The 15,701-nt window shown below is 68.3% G+C and carries 13 protein-coding genes and 2 tRNA genes; 1 reads left to right on the top strand and 14 read right to left on the bottom strand.

Features of this window, described 5'->3' with window-relative positions; genetic code table 11:
• Window positions 1-42 precede the first annotated feature (42 nt).
• From rpoS to surE, 4 genes are read right to left on the bottom strand one after another with little or no spacing between them, the layout of a single operon-like run.
• Complete coding sequence (gene rpoS, locus ACSQ4M_RS13825) at window positions 43-1,020, bottom strand: RNA polymerase sigma factor RpoS (protein ID WP_436190081.1); 978 nt, start codon at window positions 1,018-1,020, stop codon at window positions 43-45.
• Between the two features lies 1 nt (window position 1,021).
• Window positions 1,022-1,927, bottom strand: a complete 906-nt coding sequence (locus ACSQ4M_RS13820; protein WP_436190080.1) for a peptidoglycan DD-metalloendopeptidase family protein — start codon at window positions 1,925-1,927, stop codon at window positions 1,022-1,024.
• Window positions 1,928-1,940: 13 nt separating this feature from the next.
• The gene (locus ACSQ4M_RS13815) at window positions 1,941-2,705 is read right to left on the bottom strand and encodes a protein-L-isoaspartate(D-aspartate) O-methyltransferase (protein WP_436190079.1); all 765 of its coding nucleotides are present in this window, start codon (window positions 2,703-2,705) and stop codon (window positions 1,941-1,943) included.
• Complete coding sequence (surE, locus tag ACSQ4M_RS13810; RefSeq protein ID WP_436190078.1) at window positions 2,705-3,481, bottom strand: 5'/3'-nucleotidase SurE; 777 nt, start codon at window positions 3,479-3,481, stop codon at window positions 2,705-2,707. The genes ACSQ4M_RS13815 and surE overlap by 1 nt, the downstream gene beginning before the upstream one ends.
• Window positions 3,482-3,626: 145 nt before the next feature.
• Here surE and ACSQ4M_RS13805 point away from each other — a divergent pair, with 145 nt between their 5' ends.
• Window positions 3,627-4,622, top strand: coding sequence for an NADPH:quinone oxidoreductase family protein (locus ACSQ4M_RS13805; protein ID WP_436190077.1), 996 nt, complete (start codon window positions 3,627-3,629; stop codon window positions 4,620-4,622).
• 4 nt (window positions 4,623-4,626) lie between these two features.
• Here the strand turns inward: ACSQ4M_RS13805 and ACSQ4M_RS13800 are convergent, their stop codons facing one another.
• The 10 genes from ACSQ4M_RS13800 to ACSQ4M_RS13755 all read right to left on the bottom strand — a co-directional run bounded on the left by ACSQ4M_RS13800 (window position 4,627) and on the right by ACSQ4M_RS13755 (window position 15,681).
• The gene (locus tag ACSQ4M_RS13800; RefSeq protein WP_436190076.1) at window positions 4,627-7,158 is read right to left on the bottom strand and encodes an EAL domain-containing protein; all 2,532 of its coding nucleotides are present in this window, start codon (window positions 7,156-7,158) and stop codon (window positions 4,627-4,629) included.
• A gap of 233 nt (window positions 7,159-7,391) precedes the next feature.
• Window positions 7,392-7,467: transfer RNA gene (locus tag ACSQ4M_RS13795), tRNA-His, on the bottom strand.
• Between the two features lie 35 nt (window positions 7,468-7,502).
• Window positions 7,503-9,419: a SurA N-terminal domain-containing protein gene (locus tag ACSQ4M_RS13790; protein ID WP_436190075.1), complete on the bottom strand. Its 1,917-nt coding sequence runs from the start codon at window positions 9,417-9,419 to the stop codon at window positions 7,503-7,505.
• Between the two features lie 59 nt (window positions 9,420-9,478).
• Window positions 9,479-9,554: transfer RNA gene (locus tag ACSQ4M_RS13785), tRNA-Val, on the bottom strand.
• Between the two features lie 14 nt (window positions 9,555-9,568).
• A complete protein-coding gene (locus tag ACSQ4M_RS13780; RefSeq protein ID WP_056672701.1) occupies window positions 9,569-9,841 on the bottom strand; it encodes an HU family DNA-binding protein in 273 nt (90 codons plus the stop codon).
• 247 nt (window positions 9,842-10,088) lie between these two features.
• Window positions 10,089-11,174, bottom strand: a complete 1,086-nt coding sequence (locus ACSQ4M_RS13775; RefSeq protein WP_056672700.1) for a tartrate dehydrogenase — start codon at window positions 11,172-11,174, stop codon at window positions 10,089-10,091.
• On the bottom strand, window positions 11,171-12,064 hold the full coding sequence (locus tag ACSQ4M_RS13770) for a DMT family transporter (RefSeq protein WP_436190074.1): 894 nt from the start codon (window positions 12,062-12,064) through the stop codon (window positions 11,171-11,173). The genes ACSQ4M_RS13775 and ACSQ4M_RS13770 overlap by 4 nt, the downstream gene beginning before the upstream one ends.
• Complete coding sequence (gene pgsA / locus ACSQ4M_RS13765) at window positions 12,061-12,627, bottom strand: CDP-diacylglycerol--glycerol-3-phosphate 3-phosphatidyltransferase (protein WP_436190073.1); 567 nt, start codon at window positions 12,625-12,627, stop codon at window positions 12,061-12,063. The genes ACSQ4M_RS13770 and pgsA overlap by 4 nt, the downstream gene beginning before the upstream one ends.
• 50 nt (window positions 12,628-12,677) lie before the next feature.
• The gene (uvrC, locus tag ACSQ4M_RS13760; protein WP_436190072.1) at window positions 12,678-14,669 is read right to left on the bottom strand and encodes an excinuclease ABC subunit UvrC; all 1,992 of its coding nucleotides are present in this window, start codon (window positions 14,667-14,669) and stop codon (window positions 12,678-12,680) included.
• A 43-nt stretch (window positions 14,670-14,712) separates the two neighbouring features.
• Complete coding sequence (locus tag ACSQ4M_RS13755; protein ID WP_436190071.1) at window positions 14,713-15,681, bottom strand: Bug family tripartite tricarboxylate transporter substrate binding protein; 969 nt, start codon at window positions 15,679-15,681, stop codon at window positions 14,713-14,715.
• Between the last annotated feature and the right edge of the window lie 20 nt (window positions 15,682-15,701).

Here is a 15,701-nt window from a genome sequence, read left to right as displayed (position 1 = left end):
GGCCCGATTGTCTCAGGCACGCCCCGTGCCGCCCGGGCGCGGCTACAGCAGCGCGTCGCGGTCGACGCCGTTGCGCCCCAGGTGCTGCTTGAGCTTGCGCAGCGCCTCGTTCTGGATCTGGCGCACGCGCTCACGCGTGAGGCTCAAGCGCTCGCTGAGCGTGTCCAGGGTCTCTGGCTCGCGGTCGTGCAGGCCGAAACGGCCGTCCAGCACCTCGCGCTCGCGCGCGGACAGCGCGCCGATCCAGGTCTCCAGCAATTCTTCGACCTCGCGCGAGTGCGTGAGACTGGACGGGTCGGGCGACTGGTCATCGGTCAAGGTGTCGACCAGGGTGCCGCTCTCTTCCGTGCGGTCCAGCGAGGCGTCGAGCGAGCGCGGCGTCTCGGCCAGCGCCAGCAGGTCGGCGACCTCCTGCACGTCGCGGCCCAGCAGCGAGGCCACGTCGTCCACGCGCACGCCATCAGGGCGCAGCGCCTGGAAGGCCGAATCGTTCTCCAGCGTGCGCCGCGCCCGCAGCACCTGCTGCAGTTCGCGCACCACGTGCACGGGCAGGCGGATGACGCGGCCCTGGTTCATCACGGCCCGTTCGACCGACTGGCGGATCCACCAGGTGGCATAGGTCGAAAAGCGAAAGCCGCGCTCGGGCTCGAACTTGTCGATGGCGTGCATGAGGCCGAGGTTCCCCTCCTCGATCAGATCGCTCATGGGCACGCCGCGGCCCAGGTAGTTCTTGGCGATGCTGACGACGAGCCGCAGGTTGTGCTCGATCATGGCCTGGCGGGCTTCGAAGTCGCCGGCACGCGCGCGCATCGCGGTATCGAACTCCTCCTGCGGCGAGAACAGCGCGGTGCGCCGCACGTCGCGCAGGTACATGGTCAGGATGTCGCTGGATTCGCCGTCGAGCGGCGCGTCGTCCAGCAAGGCCGCCCGTTCACTGGACGGCGGCGCCTGCGGTTCCAAAGAAGGCGCCTTCAACGCATCCGGCTCGGGGGCTGGGCTGGATGCGTTGCGCTTCTTCATGTCACGGAGCCGGACGCGGCGGCAGGTACTTGAGCGGATCGACCGGCCGCCCCTGGCGCCGGATCTCAAAGTGCAGCTTGACGCGGTCGGCGTCGCTGTTGCCCATCTCGGCCACCTTCTGGCCCTTGCGCACGGTCTGGTCTTCCTTGACCAGCAGCGACTGGTTGTGGGCGTAGGCCGTGAGGTAGGTGTTGTTGTGCTTGAGGATGATCAGGTTGCCATAGCCGCGCAGGCCGGCACCGGCATAGACCACCTTGCCGTCGGCCGCGGCCAGCACGGCATCGCCGGCCTTGCCCGCCAGATCCACGCCCTTGTTCTTGGCCTCGTCGAAGCCGCCGATCATGCTGCCCGAAGCCGGCCAGATGAAGACCATGTCCTCGCCGCCGCCTGTGGCGGCCACGGCTGGCGGTGCTGCAGATGCGGGCGGCGTGGGCTCGGCCACCGGCGCTGAGGCCGCGCTCGCGGCAGGCCGCGGCGCACCGGCCGGGCCCAGCGGCGTCGCCTGCGCGCTGCTCGACGGCGCCACCGGCCGCGAGACCACACCGTTCTCTGCCACATGGGCGCCTGGCGGCACCACACGGAAGGCCTGGCCGACTTCGATCAGGTTGGGGTTCTCGATGTTGTTCCAGCGCACGATGTCGCGCCAGTTCTGGCCCGTTTCCAGGCCGATGCGGATCAGCGTGTCACCGGGCTTGACCGTGTAGTAGCCCGGCTTGCCCGCATTCGGGTCTACCGGTTTGGCCGGTGCCTCCGCCGGCACCGACGCGATCTGTTCGCCTGCGCTGGTGCCGCGGTTTTCCACCGGCGCTCCCCGCACAGGCGCATTGCGGCTCGCGCACGCCCCCAGGGCCAACGCCACCATCAGCGCCACCACCCCGTGCCATCGCCGCCCTTCGCCCAACACCATGTACGCACTCCGTTTAAGCAACGCCGGATTTTAAAGGCACGAAATGCACGGCCTCGAGCAACTGCTGGCGCAGCCCTTGGGCCGTGCGGTCGATCACCACCAACGCCTGCTGTCCACCTTGCCCAGCCACCGGCGCGACCAGGCGTCCGCCGACGGCCAGCTGGTCCAGCCAGGCCTGCGGCACCGCCTCGCCACCGGCCGCGGCGATGATGGCGGCGTAAGGCGCGCCCTTGGCGTAACCGGCCATTCCGTCGCCGAACAGCAGGTGCACATTGGGCAGGCGGAACGGGCGCAGGTTCTCCCGCGCCTTCTCGTGCAGGCCGCGCAATCGCTCGATGCTGTAGACCTCGCGCGCCAGCAGCGACAGCACGGCCGCCTGGTAGCCGCAGCCCGTGCCGATCTCGAGCACGCGCGCGGGCTTGCCCTCGCGCGCAAGCTCGGCACCCAGCAGGAGTTCGCACATGCGCGCCACCACGTTGGGCTTGGAGATGGTCTGGTTCAGGCCGATCGGCAGGCTGGTGTCTTCGTAGGCCTGGGCCACGAGCGCGCTGTCGATGAAGCGGTCACGCTCGACCGTGCCCATGGCGGTCAGCACCGCCTGCGATTGAATGCCGCCTGTCGCCAGCCGCCGCACCATGCGCTGGCGCATGGCACTGAAATCGGCGCGGGCCGGTGCCATCGGCACCGACGGCTGTGTCGCCACGCGTGCACGCGCGGGCACGGCCGCGGGTGCCGGACCGTTGTTCAGACGTGCGGGAAAGCTCGGACGCGTGCCCATCACGCCGCGGAGCGCGCCCCGCCCGATACGCCGGCGAGCAGGTCCGTCCAGTGCGCCAGCCGCGGGTGGTCCGTGAGATCCACCTGCAAGGGTGTGATCGACACATGGCCCTGGGCCGTGGCGTGGAAATCCGTGCCATCGGCGCCGTCCTTGGCCGCACCGGCGCCGCCGATCCAGTACATGGTCTCGCCGCGCGGGCTGTCCATGGTGATCACGCGCTCTGCGGCATGGCGCCGGCCCAGGCGGCAGACCTTGGCCGGCTTGAGCTGGTCCAGCGGCCGGTTCGGAATGTTCACGTTGAGCAGCCAGGGCGCGTCGCCCACGGCATGGCGCTGCATCAGTTGCTGCACCAGCGCGCGGGCCGTGGCACCGGCGGCGTCCAGGTGCTGCCAGCCCTTCTCGGTCTGCGAAAACGCCACGGCCGGCACGCCAAACAGGTAGGCCTCCATGGCCGCGCCCACCGTGCCGGAATAGATGGTGTCGTCGCCCATGTTGGCGCCGTTGTTGATGCCCGAGACCACCAAGTCCGGCCGGTAGCCGAGCAGCCCGGTCAACGCGATGTGCATGCAGTCGGCCGGGGTGCCGTTGACATAGCGAAAGCCGTTGGCGCCCTGGTGCACGTAGAGCGGCGCGTTCAGCGTCAAGGCATTGGACTTGGCGCTGTTGTTCTGTTCGGGTGCGATCACCTCGACCTCGGCGACGTCCTTCAACGCCTCGTACAGCGCGGCGACGCCGGGTGCCTGGTAACCATCGTCGTTGCAGATCAGGATCTTCATGGGCATGGCTCGAAGTGCCGGCATTGTAGGGGCGCGATGTCTGGCGTCACGGGCGTCGCCGGCGGGACAAAGCACCGCCCGGCCCACCCGGGCCGCCGCCTATCATGCGCCTCATCCGTCAAGGCTGAACCCAAGGAGACACGAGATGCAGGCATGGTTGTGCGAGAACCCGGTGGGCGTGGACGCGTTGGTCTGGAAGGAATTGCCGACGCCGCAGCCCGGCCCCGGCCAGGTGCTGGTGCGCATCCACGCGGCCAGCCTGAACTTCCCGGACCTGCTGATCGTTCAGAACAAATACCAGATGAAGCCCGAGCTGCCCTTCGTGCCGGGCTCGGAGTTCGCCGGCGTGGTCGAGGCCGTGGGCGAAGGCGTGCGCAATGTGGCGGTGGGCCAGAACGTCGCCTGCCTGGCCGGCACCGGCGGCTTCGGCACCCATGCGCTGGCGCAGGCCGCCACCTGCATGCCATTGCCGGCCGGCTTTCCGCACGTGGATGCGGCGGCCTTCATCATGATCTACGCCACCTCGCACCATGCACTGGTGGACCGAGCGCAACTGAAAGCCGGCGAGACCGTCCTGGTGCTTGGCGCGGCCGGTGGCGTGGGCACCTCGGCGATCCAGATCGCCAAGGCCATGGGTGCGCGCGTGATCGCGGCGGCCTCGAGCGAAGAGAAGTGCGCGCTGTGCCGCTCCCTGGGCGCGGATGCGACCATCAACTACAGCGAGCACACCGCCTCGGGCAGCCTGCGCGACGAGATCAAGAAGCTCACCGACGGCAAGGGCCCCGACGTGGTCTACGACCCGGTGGGCGGCGAGTTCGCAGAGCCGGCCTTCCGCTCGATCGCCTGGCGCGGCCGCTACCTGGTGGTCGGCTTCGCCGCGGGCCCGATCCCCTCGCTGCCGCTGAACCTGGCCCTGCTCAAGGGCGCGTCCATCGTCGGCGTGTTCTGGGGTGGCTTCGCACGCCAGGAGCCCCAGGCCAGCGCAGCCGCGCTGGCCGAACTGGCGCAGTGGTACGCGCAGGGCAAGATCAAGCCCGTCATCGACAGCACCATGCCCATGTCCGAACTGAAGGCCGCCTATGCCCACATGGGCTCGCGCGGCGTCAAGGGCAAGCTGGTGCTCGTGAACCCCGGAGCCTGAGCGTTCAGGACGCGCCCAGCCGGGCGCCGAAGGCCTCCGGCCGCAACGGCCGGTCGAACAGATAGCCCTGCGCGAAGGTGCACTGCAGGTGCTTCAGCCGCTGGGCGACGGCCTCTGTCTCCACACCCTCGGCCAGCACCGACAGGCCCAGGCTCTGCGCCAGCGAGATGATGCCGCGCACAATGGCGGCGTTGTCCGGGTCGTCAATGAGGTCGCAGACGAAGGAACGGTCGATCTTGATCTTGTCGAACTTGAAGCGGCGCAGGTAAGCCAGGCTGGAATAGCCAGTGCCGAAGTCGTCCATCGAGAGCTTGGTGCCCAGCGCCTTGAGGCGGCGCAGCGTGGCCATGACCGCGTCGCCGTCGTGCAGCAGCACGGTCTCGGTCAGTTCCAGTTCAAGCCGGTCGGGCGCGATGCCCGAGGCCACGAGCGCATCCTCCACCTGCTGCAGCACGACCCCGCGCTGGAACTGCCGCGCCGACAGGTTCACCGCCATCATGAGTTCGGTGTGGCCGGCGTCATGCCATGCACGCAGTTGCAGCGCTGCGGTCTTGAGCACCCAGCCGCCCAGCGCCTCGATCAGGCCGCAGTCCTCGGCGATCGGGATGAACACGCCGGGCGGCACGGCGCCGCGCTCGGGATCGTCCCAGCGGCACAGCGCCTCGGCACCGACGATGCGGCCACTGGCCAGGTGCACCAGCGGCTGGTATTCCAGGCGCAGCGCCTGGTTCTCGATCGCGCGGCGCAGCGAGGCCTCGATCTGCAGCCGGTCGATGGCGGCCTCGTTCATGAGCGCACTGGCGAACTGGTAGGCCGCCCGGCCCTTGCGCTTGGCGGCAAACATGGCGGCATCGGCCCGGCCGAACAGCGTGTCGAAGTCGGTCCCGTCGCTGGGAAACATGGCGATGCCGGCGGAGACCGAGACGTTCACGGGCAGATCGCTCAGCACCACAGGCTGGCCCAGCAGGTCCATCAGTGCGCGCACGGCATGGGCAGCCTCGGTCGTGCTGTGCACGCCGGACAGCAGCACCATGAACTCGTCGCCGCTCAAGCGGCCGACCATGGTGCGCTCGCGCGCCTGGCCCAGCAGGCGCGCACCGATCTCGCGCAGCAACTGGTCGCCCACGCTGTGGCCCAGCGAGTCGTTGAGCGTCTTGAAGTTGTCGACGTCGATGACGATCAAGGCCACGCGGTCGTTGCTGAGCTCGGCATGCTTGAGCGCCAGGCTGGCTTGCAACGTGGCCTGGGCGCGGTTGGGCAGACCGGTGATCACGTCTTTGCTGGCCAGGTAGGCGATCTTCTCCTCCGCCGCCTTGCGCGAACTGAGGTCGGAGAAGGCCGCCACGTAGTGCGTGATCTCGTCCGTGCTGCGCTGGCGCAGCGCCGACAGGCTCAGCCACTGCGGGTACACCTCGCCATTGCGGCGCCGGTTCCAGATCTCGCCGCTCCAGCGGCCCTGCTCGGCCAGCACGGCCCACATCTGCGCATAGAAGGCCTTGTCGTGCTGGCCGGAGGCCAGCATCCGTGGGTCGCGGCCCAACACCTCCTCGGCCTGGTAGCCGGTGATCTCGGCGAAGGCCGCGTTGACCATGATGATGCGGTTGTCCGCGTCGGTGATGATGATGCCGTCGGTGCTCTGCTCCAGCACGCGGCCGGCCAGTTCCAGCTTGGTGGCCGCGACGCGTTGGTCGGTCACGTCGCGCCGCACCACGAGCAGGTGCAGGCGCTGGCCGCGCCGGCCGAAGGTCGGCACGCGGATCACGTCGTAATAGCGCAGGTTGCCGTGGCCGTCGTCGTTGGCCTCCTGCACGTGCGAGAGGCGGCCGGACTGCCAGGTCGCCTCCTCCGTGAGCGCGCTGTGGCTCAGGTCGATGGCGGCCGGGCGGCTCGGCTCGACCACCTCCAGGCTGCTGGAACTGCGGCCCGCCTGCTCGGCCAGGCCCAGCACGGCGCGCGCGGTCGGGTTGGCGAGCAACCAGCGGCCCTCGCCATCCTTGAGGTAGACCATGTCGGGCAGGTGGCGGAACACGGAGGTCAGCAGCTTGTCGCGGTCGCGCAGCAGCCGGTGCGACTCCGAGTGCGCCGTGATGTCCAGGCCCAGGCACCAGCGCTGGCCGCCCTGCGCGGCCAGGCCCCCGACCGAGGACCAGGCGATGCGCCGCTTGCCATTGGCCTTGCTGCTCAGTGTCCACTCGAACCCGCGGAAATGCGGACCCTGGGCCACGATGTCGGCCGTCTTGCGGGCCAGGTACAGCGGCTCGGGATAGAGCAGCTGCAAGGCGCCGGGATTGCCCACGATCTCGGCGGCGCTGTAGCCGGAGCAGCGCTCGCACTCTCGGTTCCAGTACAGCACCGGCACCTCGGCGCCGAAGTCCATGCAGCAGACCATGACGGGCAGGTTGTTGAACACCGCCACGAGCTCGGCCGGCATGCCTTGCAGGCCCTGCGCCTCGGCGCCTTCGTCGAGGTAAAAGTGGTCCGCCGCCAACGCGCCTTCGATGGCATGTTCACCCGACGGATTCCCACTGCTGTTCAAGCTTGTTCTCCCATGTGCGGGCACGGCTTGCGGACGTTGGGCCGCAGGCCCGGCGACGCAACGGTGCACACTAGCACATCCGCGCGGGCAGAAGGCCAAGTCCAGGAGTTACTGTTGCAGAAAATGCGCATCTGTTCAGCGCAGCTTGCGATGCGGAAAAAAAAATGCCTGACCTCGGAAGGTCAGGCATCTGGCCAGTCAGCCTGCATCACGCAGGCTTCACGGCAATTCGGTGGGGTGACTGATGGGGCTCGAACCCACGACAACCAGAATCACAATCTGGGACTCTACCAACTGAGCTACAGCCACCACGAAAGCTCAGCAGTATAACCCAGCTTTGAGGCTCATTGCGCCGGCATCCCTGCAGGTGCCGCAACTTCCATGCGGACCTTGAGGCGCTCCTTGAGCAGGTTGTAGTAGGCCACGGTCTCGGCCGCTGCCCAGGTCTGCGCGTACTGCTGGCGCACCTGCTGCTCGGCCTCGGCCGGCAGCGCGCGCGGCGACGCGATCTTGTCGACGCGGACCACCGCATAGCCCTGCTCGCCCAGGTCGACACCCAGCAGCGCCGGCAGGGCGGCGGGATCTGCGCGCAGCGCGGCGTCGATGAGCTTGGCCGGGAACTGGTGCGTGTCGTCGCGCGCGATGGTCACGGCCGCCGGCAGCTTGGCCTTGTCGCCCTGCGCCTTCCATTCGGCGAGCTGTGCCTCGCCCTTCTGCTTGGCGAGCTCGGCCGCGCGCTGTGCGATCCAGCGGGCCCGGACCTGGTCCTGCACCTCGGCCAGCGCCTGCGTGCGGGCCGGGCTGTGCTCGACCACCCGCGCGGAAACCAGCTGGTTCGTGCCGACCTCGATGGCCTCGGTGTTGCGCTTTTGCTGCGTGGCGTCGGCCGAGAACACCGCCTCGAGCAGGCGGGCATTGGCCAGCGGGCCAGTAGCACCGGCCGCTGGCACGGGCGTGACGGTGGCGGTCTGGATCTGCAGCTTGAGCTTGTCGGCCACGGGCTTCAAGCTGTCGGACTGTTCATAGACCGTGTTCGTGAAGGTCTCTGCCGTCTCGGCGAACTGGCGCTGCGCCTGCTGGGTGCGCAGCTCGCCCTCCAGTTGGGTGCGCATCTCGGCGAAGCTCGGCACCTTGGGGGCGCGGATGTCGGTCAGCTGGATCACGTGGTAGCCGAAGTCCGACTCCACCACATCACTGATGTCGCCCTTCTTGCCGAGGCCGAAGATGGCATCGGCGATGGGCTTGTCGATCGCGCTGCGGGCCAGGTAGTCCAGATCGCCGCCGCTGGCCGCGGAGCCCTTGTCGTCAGAGTTCTTGCGGGCCACGTCGGCGAAGCTGGCCGGGTTCTTGCGGACTTCGGCCAGCAGTTGCTCGGCACGGGCCTTGGCCTTGGCGCGCTCATCGGCCGAGGCGCTCTTGGGTGCATCGACCAGGATGTGGCTGGCGCGGCGTTCTTCCTTGCCGGCCAGCTGGGCATTGTTCTGCGTGTAGAAGGTCTTGAGGTCGTCCTCGTTCACCGCGATGTTCTTCTTCACTGCGTCCAGGTCCAGCACCACGTACTCGATCTTGGCCTGCTCCGGCGCGCGGAACTGCTCCACGTGGTCCTTGTACCAGGCCTCCAGTTCGGCCTCGGTCGGCTTCAGGCCTGCGCTGAAGTCGCCGGTCGGGAACTGCGCCACCTGCACTTCACGCCGCTGCAGGAAGGCACCGAAGGTGGCGTCCGCCGCAGCGGCCACACCGAATGCCGATTCGCCCACGCCGGCCATGACCTGGCGCGTGGAGATCTGGCGGCGCGCGTTGGCCTCGAACATCTCGGGCGTCATCCCTTGGGCGCCCACGAGCAGGCGGTAGCGCTCCAAGTCCAGGCTGCCGTCCGGCTTGCGCAGGCTGGCGATGGCCGGGTCTTCCTGCAGCGCGCGCGCCAGGCGGCCATCGGTGGTCACGAGATGGGCTTCGTCGGCCGCGACGGCCAGCACGCGGTCACGGACCAGGCGCTCCAGCGTGGCGTACTTGGCTTCGGGCGAATCGAGCAGGCGCGCGTCCAGCGTGGGCGTCTGCGCCAGCATGCGCTGCACCTCGTTGCGGTGCGCGTTGTCCCACTCGATCTGCTTGATCTCCGAGCCGGCCACGCGCGCCACCACATGGCCACCTTCGTTCATCCGCGTGTAGCCTTCCAACCCGAAGAACACGAACGACGGGATGATCAGAAGGAACAGCAGTCCCATCATGATCTTGGTGTGCTGGCGGACGAAGTCGAACATGCAAATGGTCTCGCAGAAAAACGAAAGGCGAACGCAACGTTCGCCTTGGCCGGAGTGGGTGGTGGGTGCTGACGGTCTCGAACCGCCGACCTACGCCGTGTAAAGGCGCCGCTCTACCAACTGAGCTAAGCACCCCACTGCAAATCGGATCAGTTCAGGGCGTCTTTCAACGCCTTGCCCGGACGGAACTTGGGAACCTTGGCAGCCTTGATTTTAATCGCCGCGCCGGTGCGGGGATTTCGGCCCGTACGGGCCGCGCGTTTGCCCACCGCGAAGGTACCGAAGCCCACCAGCGACACCGTGCCACCCTTCTTCAGGGTTTTCTTGACCGCCTCGATGGTCGACTCCAGGGCGCGCGTGGCGGCAGCCTTGGAGATGTCGGCGTTGTTGGCGATGTGTTCGATGAGTTCAGTCTTGTTCACGAGGGTCCCTCACTTGGGTTGTGTGGTCGGATTCGACACGAAATGTTTCCACGGCCCGCACGAGAAGCGGCGCGCATCTGGCTGGGGGAATGGGAACGAATTGTTGCGGCGTCAGCAATGCCGCGACCACCTCGAAACAGGCTTGCAAGCCATGGTCTCTCGTGCGGCGCGGACGCGGATTCTAGACGCATTTGGGGTGCGCCAAAACGCCTCGCGCGCACCCGCATCCACCAGTTTGCAGGCGCGCTCAGAGGGCCTGCGCAATCGCGCGGCCCAGGTCCGATGTCGAGGCCTTGCCGCCGATGTCCGGCGTGCGCGGCGCGCCGCTGCCGGGCTGAAGCGCGGCCTCGATCGCCCGGAGCACGGCGTCGTGGGCGTCCTTGTGGCCCAGAAATTCCAGCATCATCGCGCCGCACCAGATCTGGCCGATCGGGTTCGCGATGCCCTTGCCTGCGATGTCCGGCGCGGAGCCGTGCACAGGCTCGAACAGCGAAGGTGTGGTGCGCTCGGGGTTCAGGTTGGCACTGGGTGCGATGCCGATGGTGCCGGTGCACGCCGGGCCCAGGTCGGACAGGATGTCGCCGAACAGGTTCGATGCCACCACCACGTCGAAGAAGTCGGGCCGCTGCACGAAGTGCGCGGTCAGGATGTCGATGTGGAACTTGTCGAGCGTCACGCCCGGATAGGCCTTGGCCATGGCGGCCACGCGCTCGTCCCAGTAAGGCATGGTGATCGCGATGCCGTTGGACTTGGTGGCGCTGGTCAGGTGCTTCTTGGGCCGCGACTGCGCAAGCTCGAAGGCGAACTTGAGCACGCGGTCCACGCCGTGGCGCGACATCACGGTCTCCTGCATCACGATCTCGCGTGGCGTGCCCTCGTACATGCGCCCACCGATGGAGGAGTACTCGCCCTCGGTGTTCTCGCGCACGATGTACATGTCGATCTCGCCAGGCGCGCGGGCGCTGCCGTCGCGCCGCACCACGGGCGCGACGATGCCGGGCATCAGGCGCGCCGGACGCAGGTTGATGTACTGGTCGAACTCGCGGCGGAACAGCAGCAGCGAGCCCCACAGCGACACATGGTCGGCAATCTTCTCGGGCCAGCCCACGGCGCCGAAGTAGATCGCGTCGTGGCCGCCGATCTGCTCCTTCCAGTCGTCGGGCAGCATCTTGCCGTGCTTCTCGCAGTAGTCCCAGCTGGAGAAATCGAAGTGGTCGAACTGCAGGTCGATGTTGAAGCGGCTGGCGGCCGCCTCCATCACGCGCAGGCCCTCGGGCATGACTTCCTTGCCGATGCCGTCGCCGGCGATCACGGCGATGCGTTTCTTGCTCATGGTGTGCTCCTCTTGGTGGTGGCCGGCGGGCGCACGACCAGCGCCACGCCGAAGGCCGTCAACGCGGTGCCGGCCAGGGTGAAAACAGTGATGGGCTCGCCGAACAGCACCCACGCCATCAACGCGGTGGTGGGCGGCACGAGGTACAGCAGGCTGGTCACGGCCGTGGCCGCACCGCGCTGGATCATCAGGTACAGCAGCGAACTGCCGCCCAGCGTGAGCACCAGGACCGACCAGGCCATGGCGCCGATGAATTCGGCGTTGAAGCGGATGGCCTCGGTCTCCAGCAAGAGCGCCAGCGGCAGCGTGACCAGCAGCGCGGCCAGGTTCTGCACACAGTTGGCCGTGGGCACGGCACAGGGCGCAAGGTAGCGCTTCTGGTAGAGCGTGCCGATGGTGATGCTGGCCAGCGCCAGCAATGCCAGCACGAGGTTCTGCGCGCCGACCTCGCCGTGCCCCAGCTTGTGCCAGACCACCAGCGCCAGACCGCCGAAGCCCAGCGCCAGGCCGGCCCATTGCCGGCCGGCGACCTGGCCGCCGCGCGCAGCAACCCAGATCGCCGTGAGCACGGGCTGCAACCCCACCAGCAAGGCCACCAGGCCCGCCCCCATGCCGAGCTTGACCGCGGCCCACACGCCACCCAGATAGCCCGCGTGCATGAACACGCCCGTCACGGCCAGGTGCAGCCACTGCCGGCGGCCGCTCGGCCAGGCCGCGCGCGCCAGGCGCGCCCAGGCACCGAAGCACAGCAATGCCAGCGCAAAACGCATGGCCAGGAACTTGAGCGGCGGCGACTGCGGCATGCCGTAGCGCGCCACGATGAAACCGGTGCTCCAGATCAGCACGAACACCACCGGCATGGACCGCACCCAGCCGCTGGACAGGCTCATTTGGTGCGGGCCCGGATCTCGGGGATCGCCTTCTGCAGGTAATAGACCATGGACCAGACCGTCAGCACGGCGGCGATCCAGATCAGCACGATGCCCCACAGTGCGGTGTCGACGAAGCCGAACAGCCGGCCGTCGTAGAGCAGAAAGGGGATGGCCACCATCTGCACCGTGGTCTTGAGCTTGCCGATCATGTGCACGGCCACGCTCTTGGATGCGCCGATCTGCGCCATCCACTCGCGCAGCGCCGAGATGGCGATCTCGCGGCCGATGATGATCAGCGCGACGAACACGTCGGCCCGGTTCAGATGCACCAGCACCAGGAGGCTCGCGCAGACCAGGAACTTGTCGGCCACCGGATCGAGGAAGGCGCCGAAGGCCGAGGTCTGGTTGAGCTTGCGCGCGAGGTAGCCGTCCAGCCAGTCGGTGGCAGCGAACACCACGAACAGCACGGTGGCGATCAGGTTGCAGGTGGCCACCGGCAGCGGCAGGTAGAACACCCCCACGATGATCGGGATCGCGACGATGCGCGTCCACGTCATGATGGTGGGAATCGTCCAGAACATGGCGGGCATTGTGGCATGCGACCGAACGGCCTTTCGGCGCCGGTCAGGTCTCAGTGCAAGGCTTTGTAGATGCGTTCGGCGAGTTCGCGCGAGACACCTTCGACGGTGGCGATGTCGTCCACGCTGGCCGCGGCCACGCCGCGCACACCGCCGAAGCGCTGCAGCAGCCGGGCCCGGCGCTTGGGGCCGATGCCCGGGATCTCCTCGATGCGGCTGCCGCCCGTGCGGACCTTGGCACGCGCCGCGCGCATGCCCGTGATCGCGAAGCGGTGGGCCTCGTCGCGGATTTGGGCCACCAGCATCAGCGCGGCCGAGTCACGCGCCAGTTGGGCCTTGGGCCGGCCGTCGGCGAACACGAGTTCTTCCAGCCCGACCTTGCGGCCCTCGCCTTTTTCCACGCCGACGATGAGGCCGATGGGAAGGCCCAGGGACTGGAACACCTCGCGCGCCATCGACACCTGGCCACGGCCGCCATCGACCAGCACGAGGTCGGGCATGCGGGCCTTGGATGGCGGCGCTGCCTCGGCCTGCGGTTCGACCTGTGCAGCCTCCCCCGCTTCGGCCGGCGCCTCCGCGATGGCCTGCGGCGAAAACTTGGCATAGCGCCGCGTGAGCACCTGGCGCATGGCGGCGTAGTCGTCGCCGCCCGTGATGCCTTCGATCTTGAAGCGTCGGTACTCCGCGCTCTGCATCCTGTGCTGCTGGAACACCACGCACGAGGCCTGCGTGGCCTCGCCTGCCGTGTGCGAGATGTCGAAGCACTCGATGCGGAACTGCTCCAGCGCGTCTGGCGCGAGGTCCAGCGCCTCGACCAGCGCGCGCGTGCGCGCCTGCTGCGAGCCCTCCTCGGCGAGCAGCCGGGCCAGTTGCAGCGCGGCATTCTTCTCGGCCATCTCCAGCCACTGGCGGCGCTGCTCGCGCGGCTGGTGCTGAGCGGTCACGCGCTGGCCGCTGTCGGCCGACAGCGCCGCGATCAGGTCTTTTGAAACAGCCTCGCTGGTGATCAGCAGCGGCGGCACGGCCACACCCGTGTAGTGCTGGGCGATGAAGGCCTCGAGCACCTGCACTTCCACCGGTGTGGCAGCCTGTGCATCGCTCTCGGCCTCGGCCGCCTGCAAGGCCACGGCATCGTCCACATGGCTCGGGAAGTACGGCCGGTCGCCCAGGTGGCGACCACCGCGCACCATGGCCAGGTTCACGCAGGCGCGCCCGCCGTGGACCTTGACGGCCAGGATGTCGGCGTCCTTGTCCGAGCCCGTGTCCACCGACTGCTGGTGCAGCACGCGCGACAGTGCGCCCATCTGGTTGCGCAGCTCGGCCGCCTGCTCGAACTCCAGTTTCTCGGCATGGGCCATCATGCGCTGCTCCAGGCCCTTGAGCACGAGCTGGGTCTCGCCGTCGAGGAAGCGCTCGGCGTTGCGCACGTCCTCGGCGTAGTCGTTGGGCGCGATGTAGTGCACGCAGGGCCCCGAGCAACGCTTGATCTGGTACAGCAGGCAAGGCCGCGTGCGGTTCATGAACACGGTGTCTTCGCAGGTGCGCAGGCGGAACACCTTCTGCAGCAGCAGGATGGATTCCTTGACCGCCCAGGCGTTCGGGAAGGGGCCGAAGTAGCGGTGCTTCTTGTCCACCGCGCCGCGGTAGTAGGCCACGCGCGGGAAGTCCGAGGGCGCGGTCTGGCGCGAGGTCGACAGCTCGGTGGGCCCGGCGCCGGTGATCTTGAGGTAGGGGTAGCTCTTGTCGTCCCTGAACAGGATGTTGTACTTGGGACCGAGCGCCTTGATCAGGTTGTTCTCGAGCAGCAGCGCCTCGGCCTCGGAGCGCACCACGGTGGTCTCCATGCGCGCGATGCTGGCCACCATGTGGCCGATGCGCGTGCCGCCGTGGGTCTTCTGGAAGTAGCTGGAGACGCGCTTCTTGAGGTCGCGCGCCTTGCCGACGTAGAGCAACTGGTCGGCAGCGTCGAAATAGCGGTACACGCCCGGCAGCGCGGGCAGCGCGGCCACCTGGGCGAGCAGTTCATCGGAATGCATCGAAGGCATGGCCGTATTGTGGCCGTGCCCCGGCGCCACCCGCGCCGTGGTGCTACTCGGCCTCGATGCGCGCGCTCTTGACCACCTCGGCCCAGCCAGCCAGGTCGGCCTTGACCTTGGCGCCCAGCTGCGCCGGGTCCTGATAGTCGGCCGTGGCGCCCTGCTCTTCGGCCTTCTTGCGGAACTCGGCGCTCTGCACCACGGTGCGCGCATCGGCCGCGAGCTTGTCGACCACGGCCTTGGGCGTGGCGGCCGGCGCGAACAGCGCGAACCAGGAGGTGGCGTCCACCTTGGGCAGGCCGGCCTCGGCCGTGGTCGGCACGTCGGGCAGGCTCGGAAGGCGCTGCTTGCCGGTGACGGCCAGCACGCGCAGCTTGCCGGCCTGGATGTGCGGCATGAAGGGCGGTGCCGTGCCGAAGGTCAGGTCGACCTGGCCGCCCAGCAGGTCCTGCAGCGCCGGGCCCGTGCCCTTGTAGGGCACATGGACCATCTTGATGCCGCCCTGCTGCTCCAGCATCGCGCCCGTCACATGCTGCAGCGAGCCGTTGCCCGAGGAGGCGTAGTTGAGCTTGCCGGGGTTGGCCTTGGCGTAGGTGATCAGCTCGGCCAGCGTCTTCACGGGCAGGCCCTCGCGCACCACGATGATCTGCGGCGCCGAGATCACGTTGGCCACGGGTTGGAAGTCGGCCTGCTCCCACTGGTGCACACGGGTCAGGTGCGGCGAGATCACGTGGTAGCCCGAGTACTGCATGAGCAGCGTGTAGCCGTCGGCCGGCGCACGCTTGACGATGCCGGCCGCGATGGCACCGTTGCCGCCGCCCTTGTTGTCCACGATCACGGACTGGCCCAGCACGGGCGTCAGGGCCTGGGCCAGCATGCGCGCCGACAGGTCGGTCGTGCCGCCCGTGGCCGTGGGCACGACCATGGTGATGGGCTTGTTCGGGTAGGCCTGGGCCAGGGCTGCGCCCGAGATGGCGCTCAGCGCTGCCAGCGTGAGCAGGGATCGGCGAATGCGTTGCATGGGTTCATGTCTCCTGTCAA

It is taken from the genome of Pseudorhodoferax sp. LjRoot39 (assembly GCF_964253035.1).
Taxonomy (GTDB): domain Bacteria; phylum Pseudomonadota; class Gammaproteobacteria; order Burkholderiales; family Burkholderiaceae_C; genus Pseudorhodoferax.
This window is presented reverse-complemented; position numbering and strand designations above follow the sequence as displayed.

Coding starts and splice junctions, on each gene's coding strand:
- rpoS (WP_436190081.1), bottom strand. CDS start 1,020: ATGAAGAAGCGCAACGCATCCAGCCCAGCCCCCGAGCCGGATGCGTTG.
- ACSQ4M_RS13820 (WP_436190080.1), bottom strand. CDS start 1,927: ATGGTGTTGGGCGAAGGGCGGCGATGGCACGGGGTGGTGGCGCTGATG.
- ACSQ4M_RS13815 (WP_436190079.1), bottom strand. CDS start 2,705: ATGGGCACGCGTCCGAGCTTTCCCGCACGTCTGAACAACGGTCCGGCA.
- surE (WP_436190078.1), bottom strand. CDS start 3,481: ATGAAGATCCTGATCTGCAACGACGATGGTTACCAGGCACCCGGCGTC.
- ACSQ4M_RS13805 (WP_436190077.1), top strand. CDS start 3,627: ATGCAGGCATGGTTGTGCGAGAACCCGGTGGGCGTGGACGCGTTGGTC.
- ACSQ4M_RS13790 (WP_436190075.1), bottom strand. CDS start 9,419: ATGTTCGACTTCGTCCGCCAGCACACCAAGATCATGATGGGACTGCTG.
- ACSQ4M_RS13775 (WP_056672700.1), bottom strand. CDS start 11,174: ATGAGCAAGAAACGCATCGCCGTGATCGCCGGCGACGGCATCGGCAAG.
- ACSQ4M_RS13770 (WP_436190074.1), bottom strand. CDS start 12,064: ATGAGCCTGTCCAGCGGCTGGGTGCGGTCCATGCCGGTGGTGTTCGTG.
- pgsA (WP_436190073.1), bottom strand. CDS start 12,627: ATGTTCTGGACGATTCCCACCATCATGACGTGGACGCGCATCGTCGCG.
- uvrC (WP_436190072.1), bottom strand. CDS start 14,669: ATGCCTTCGATGCATTCCGATGAACTGCTCGCCCAGGTGGCCGCGCTG.
- ACSQ4M_RS13755 (WP_436190071.1), bottom strand. CDS start 15,681: ATGCAACGCATTCGCCGATCCCTGCTCACGCTGGCAGCGCTGAGCGCC.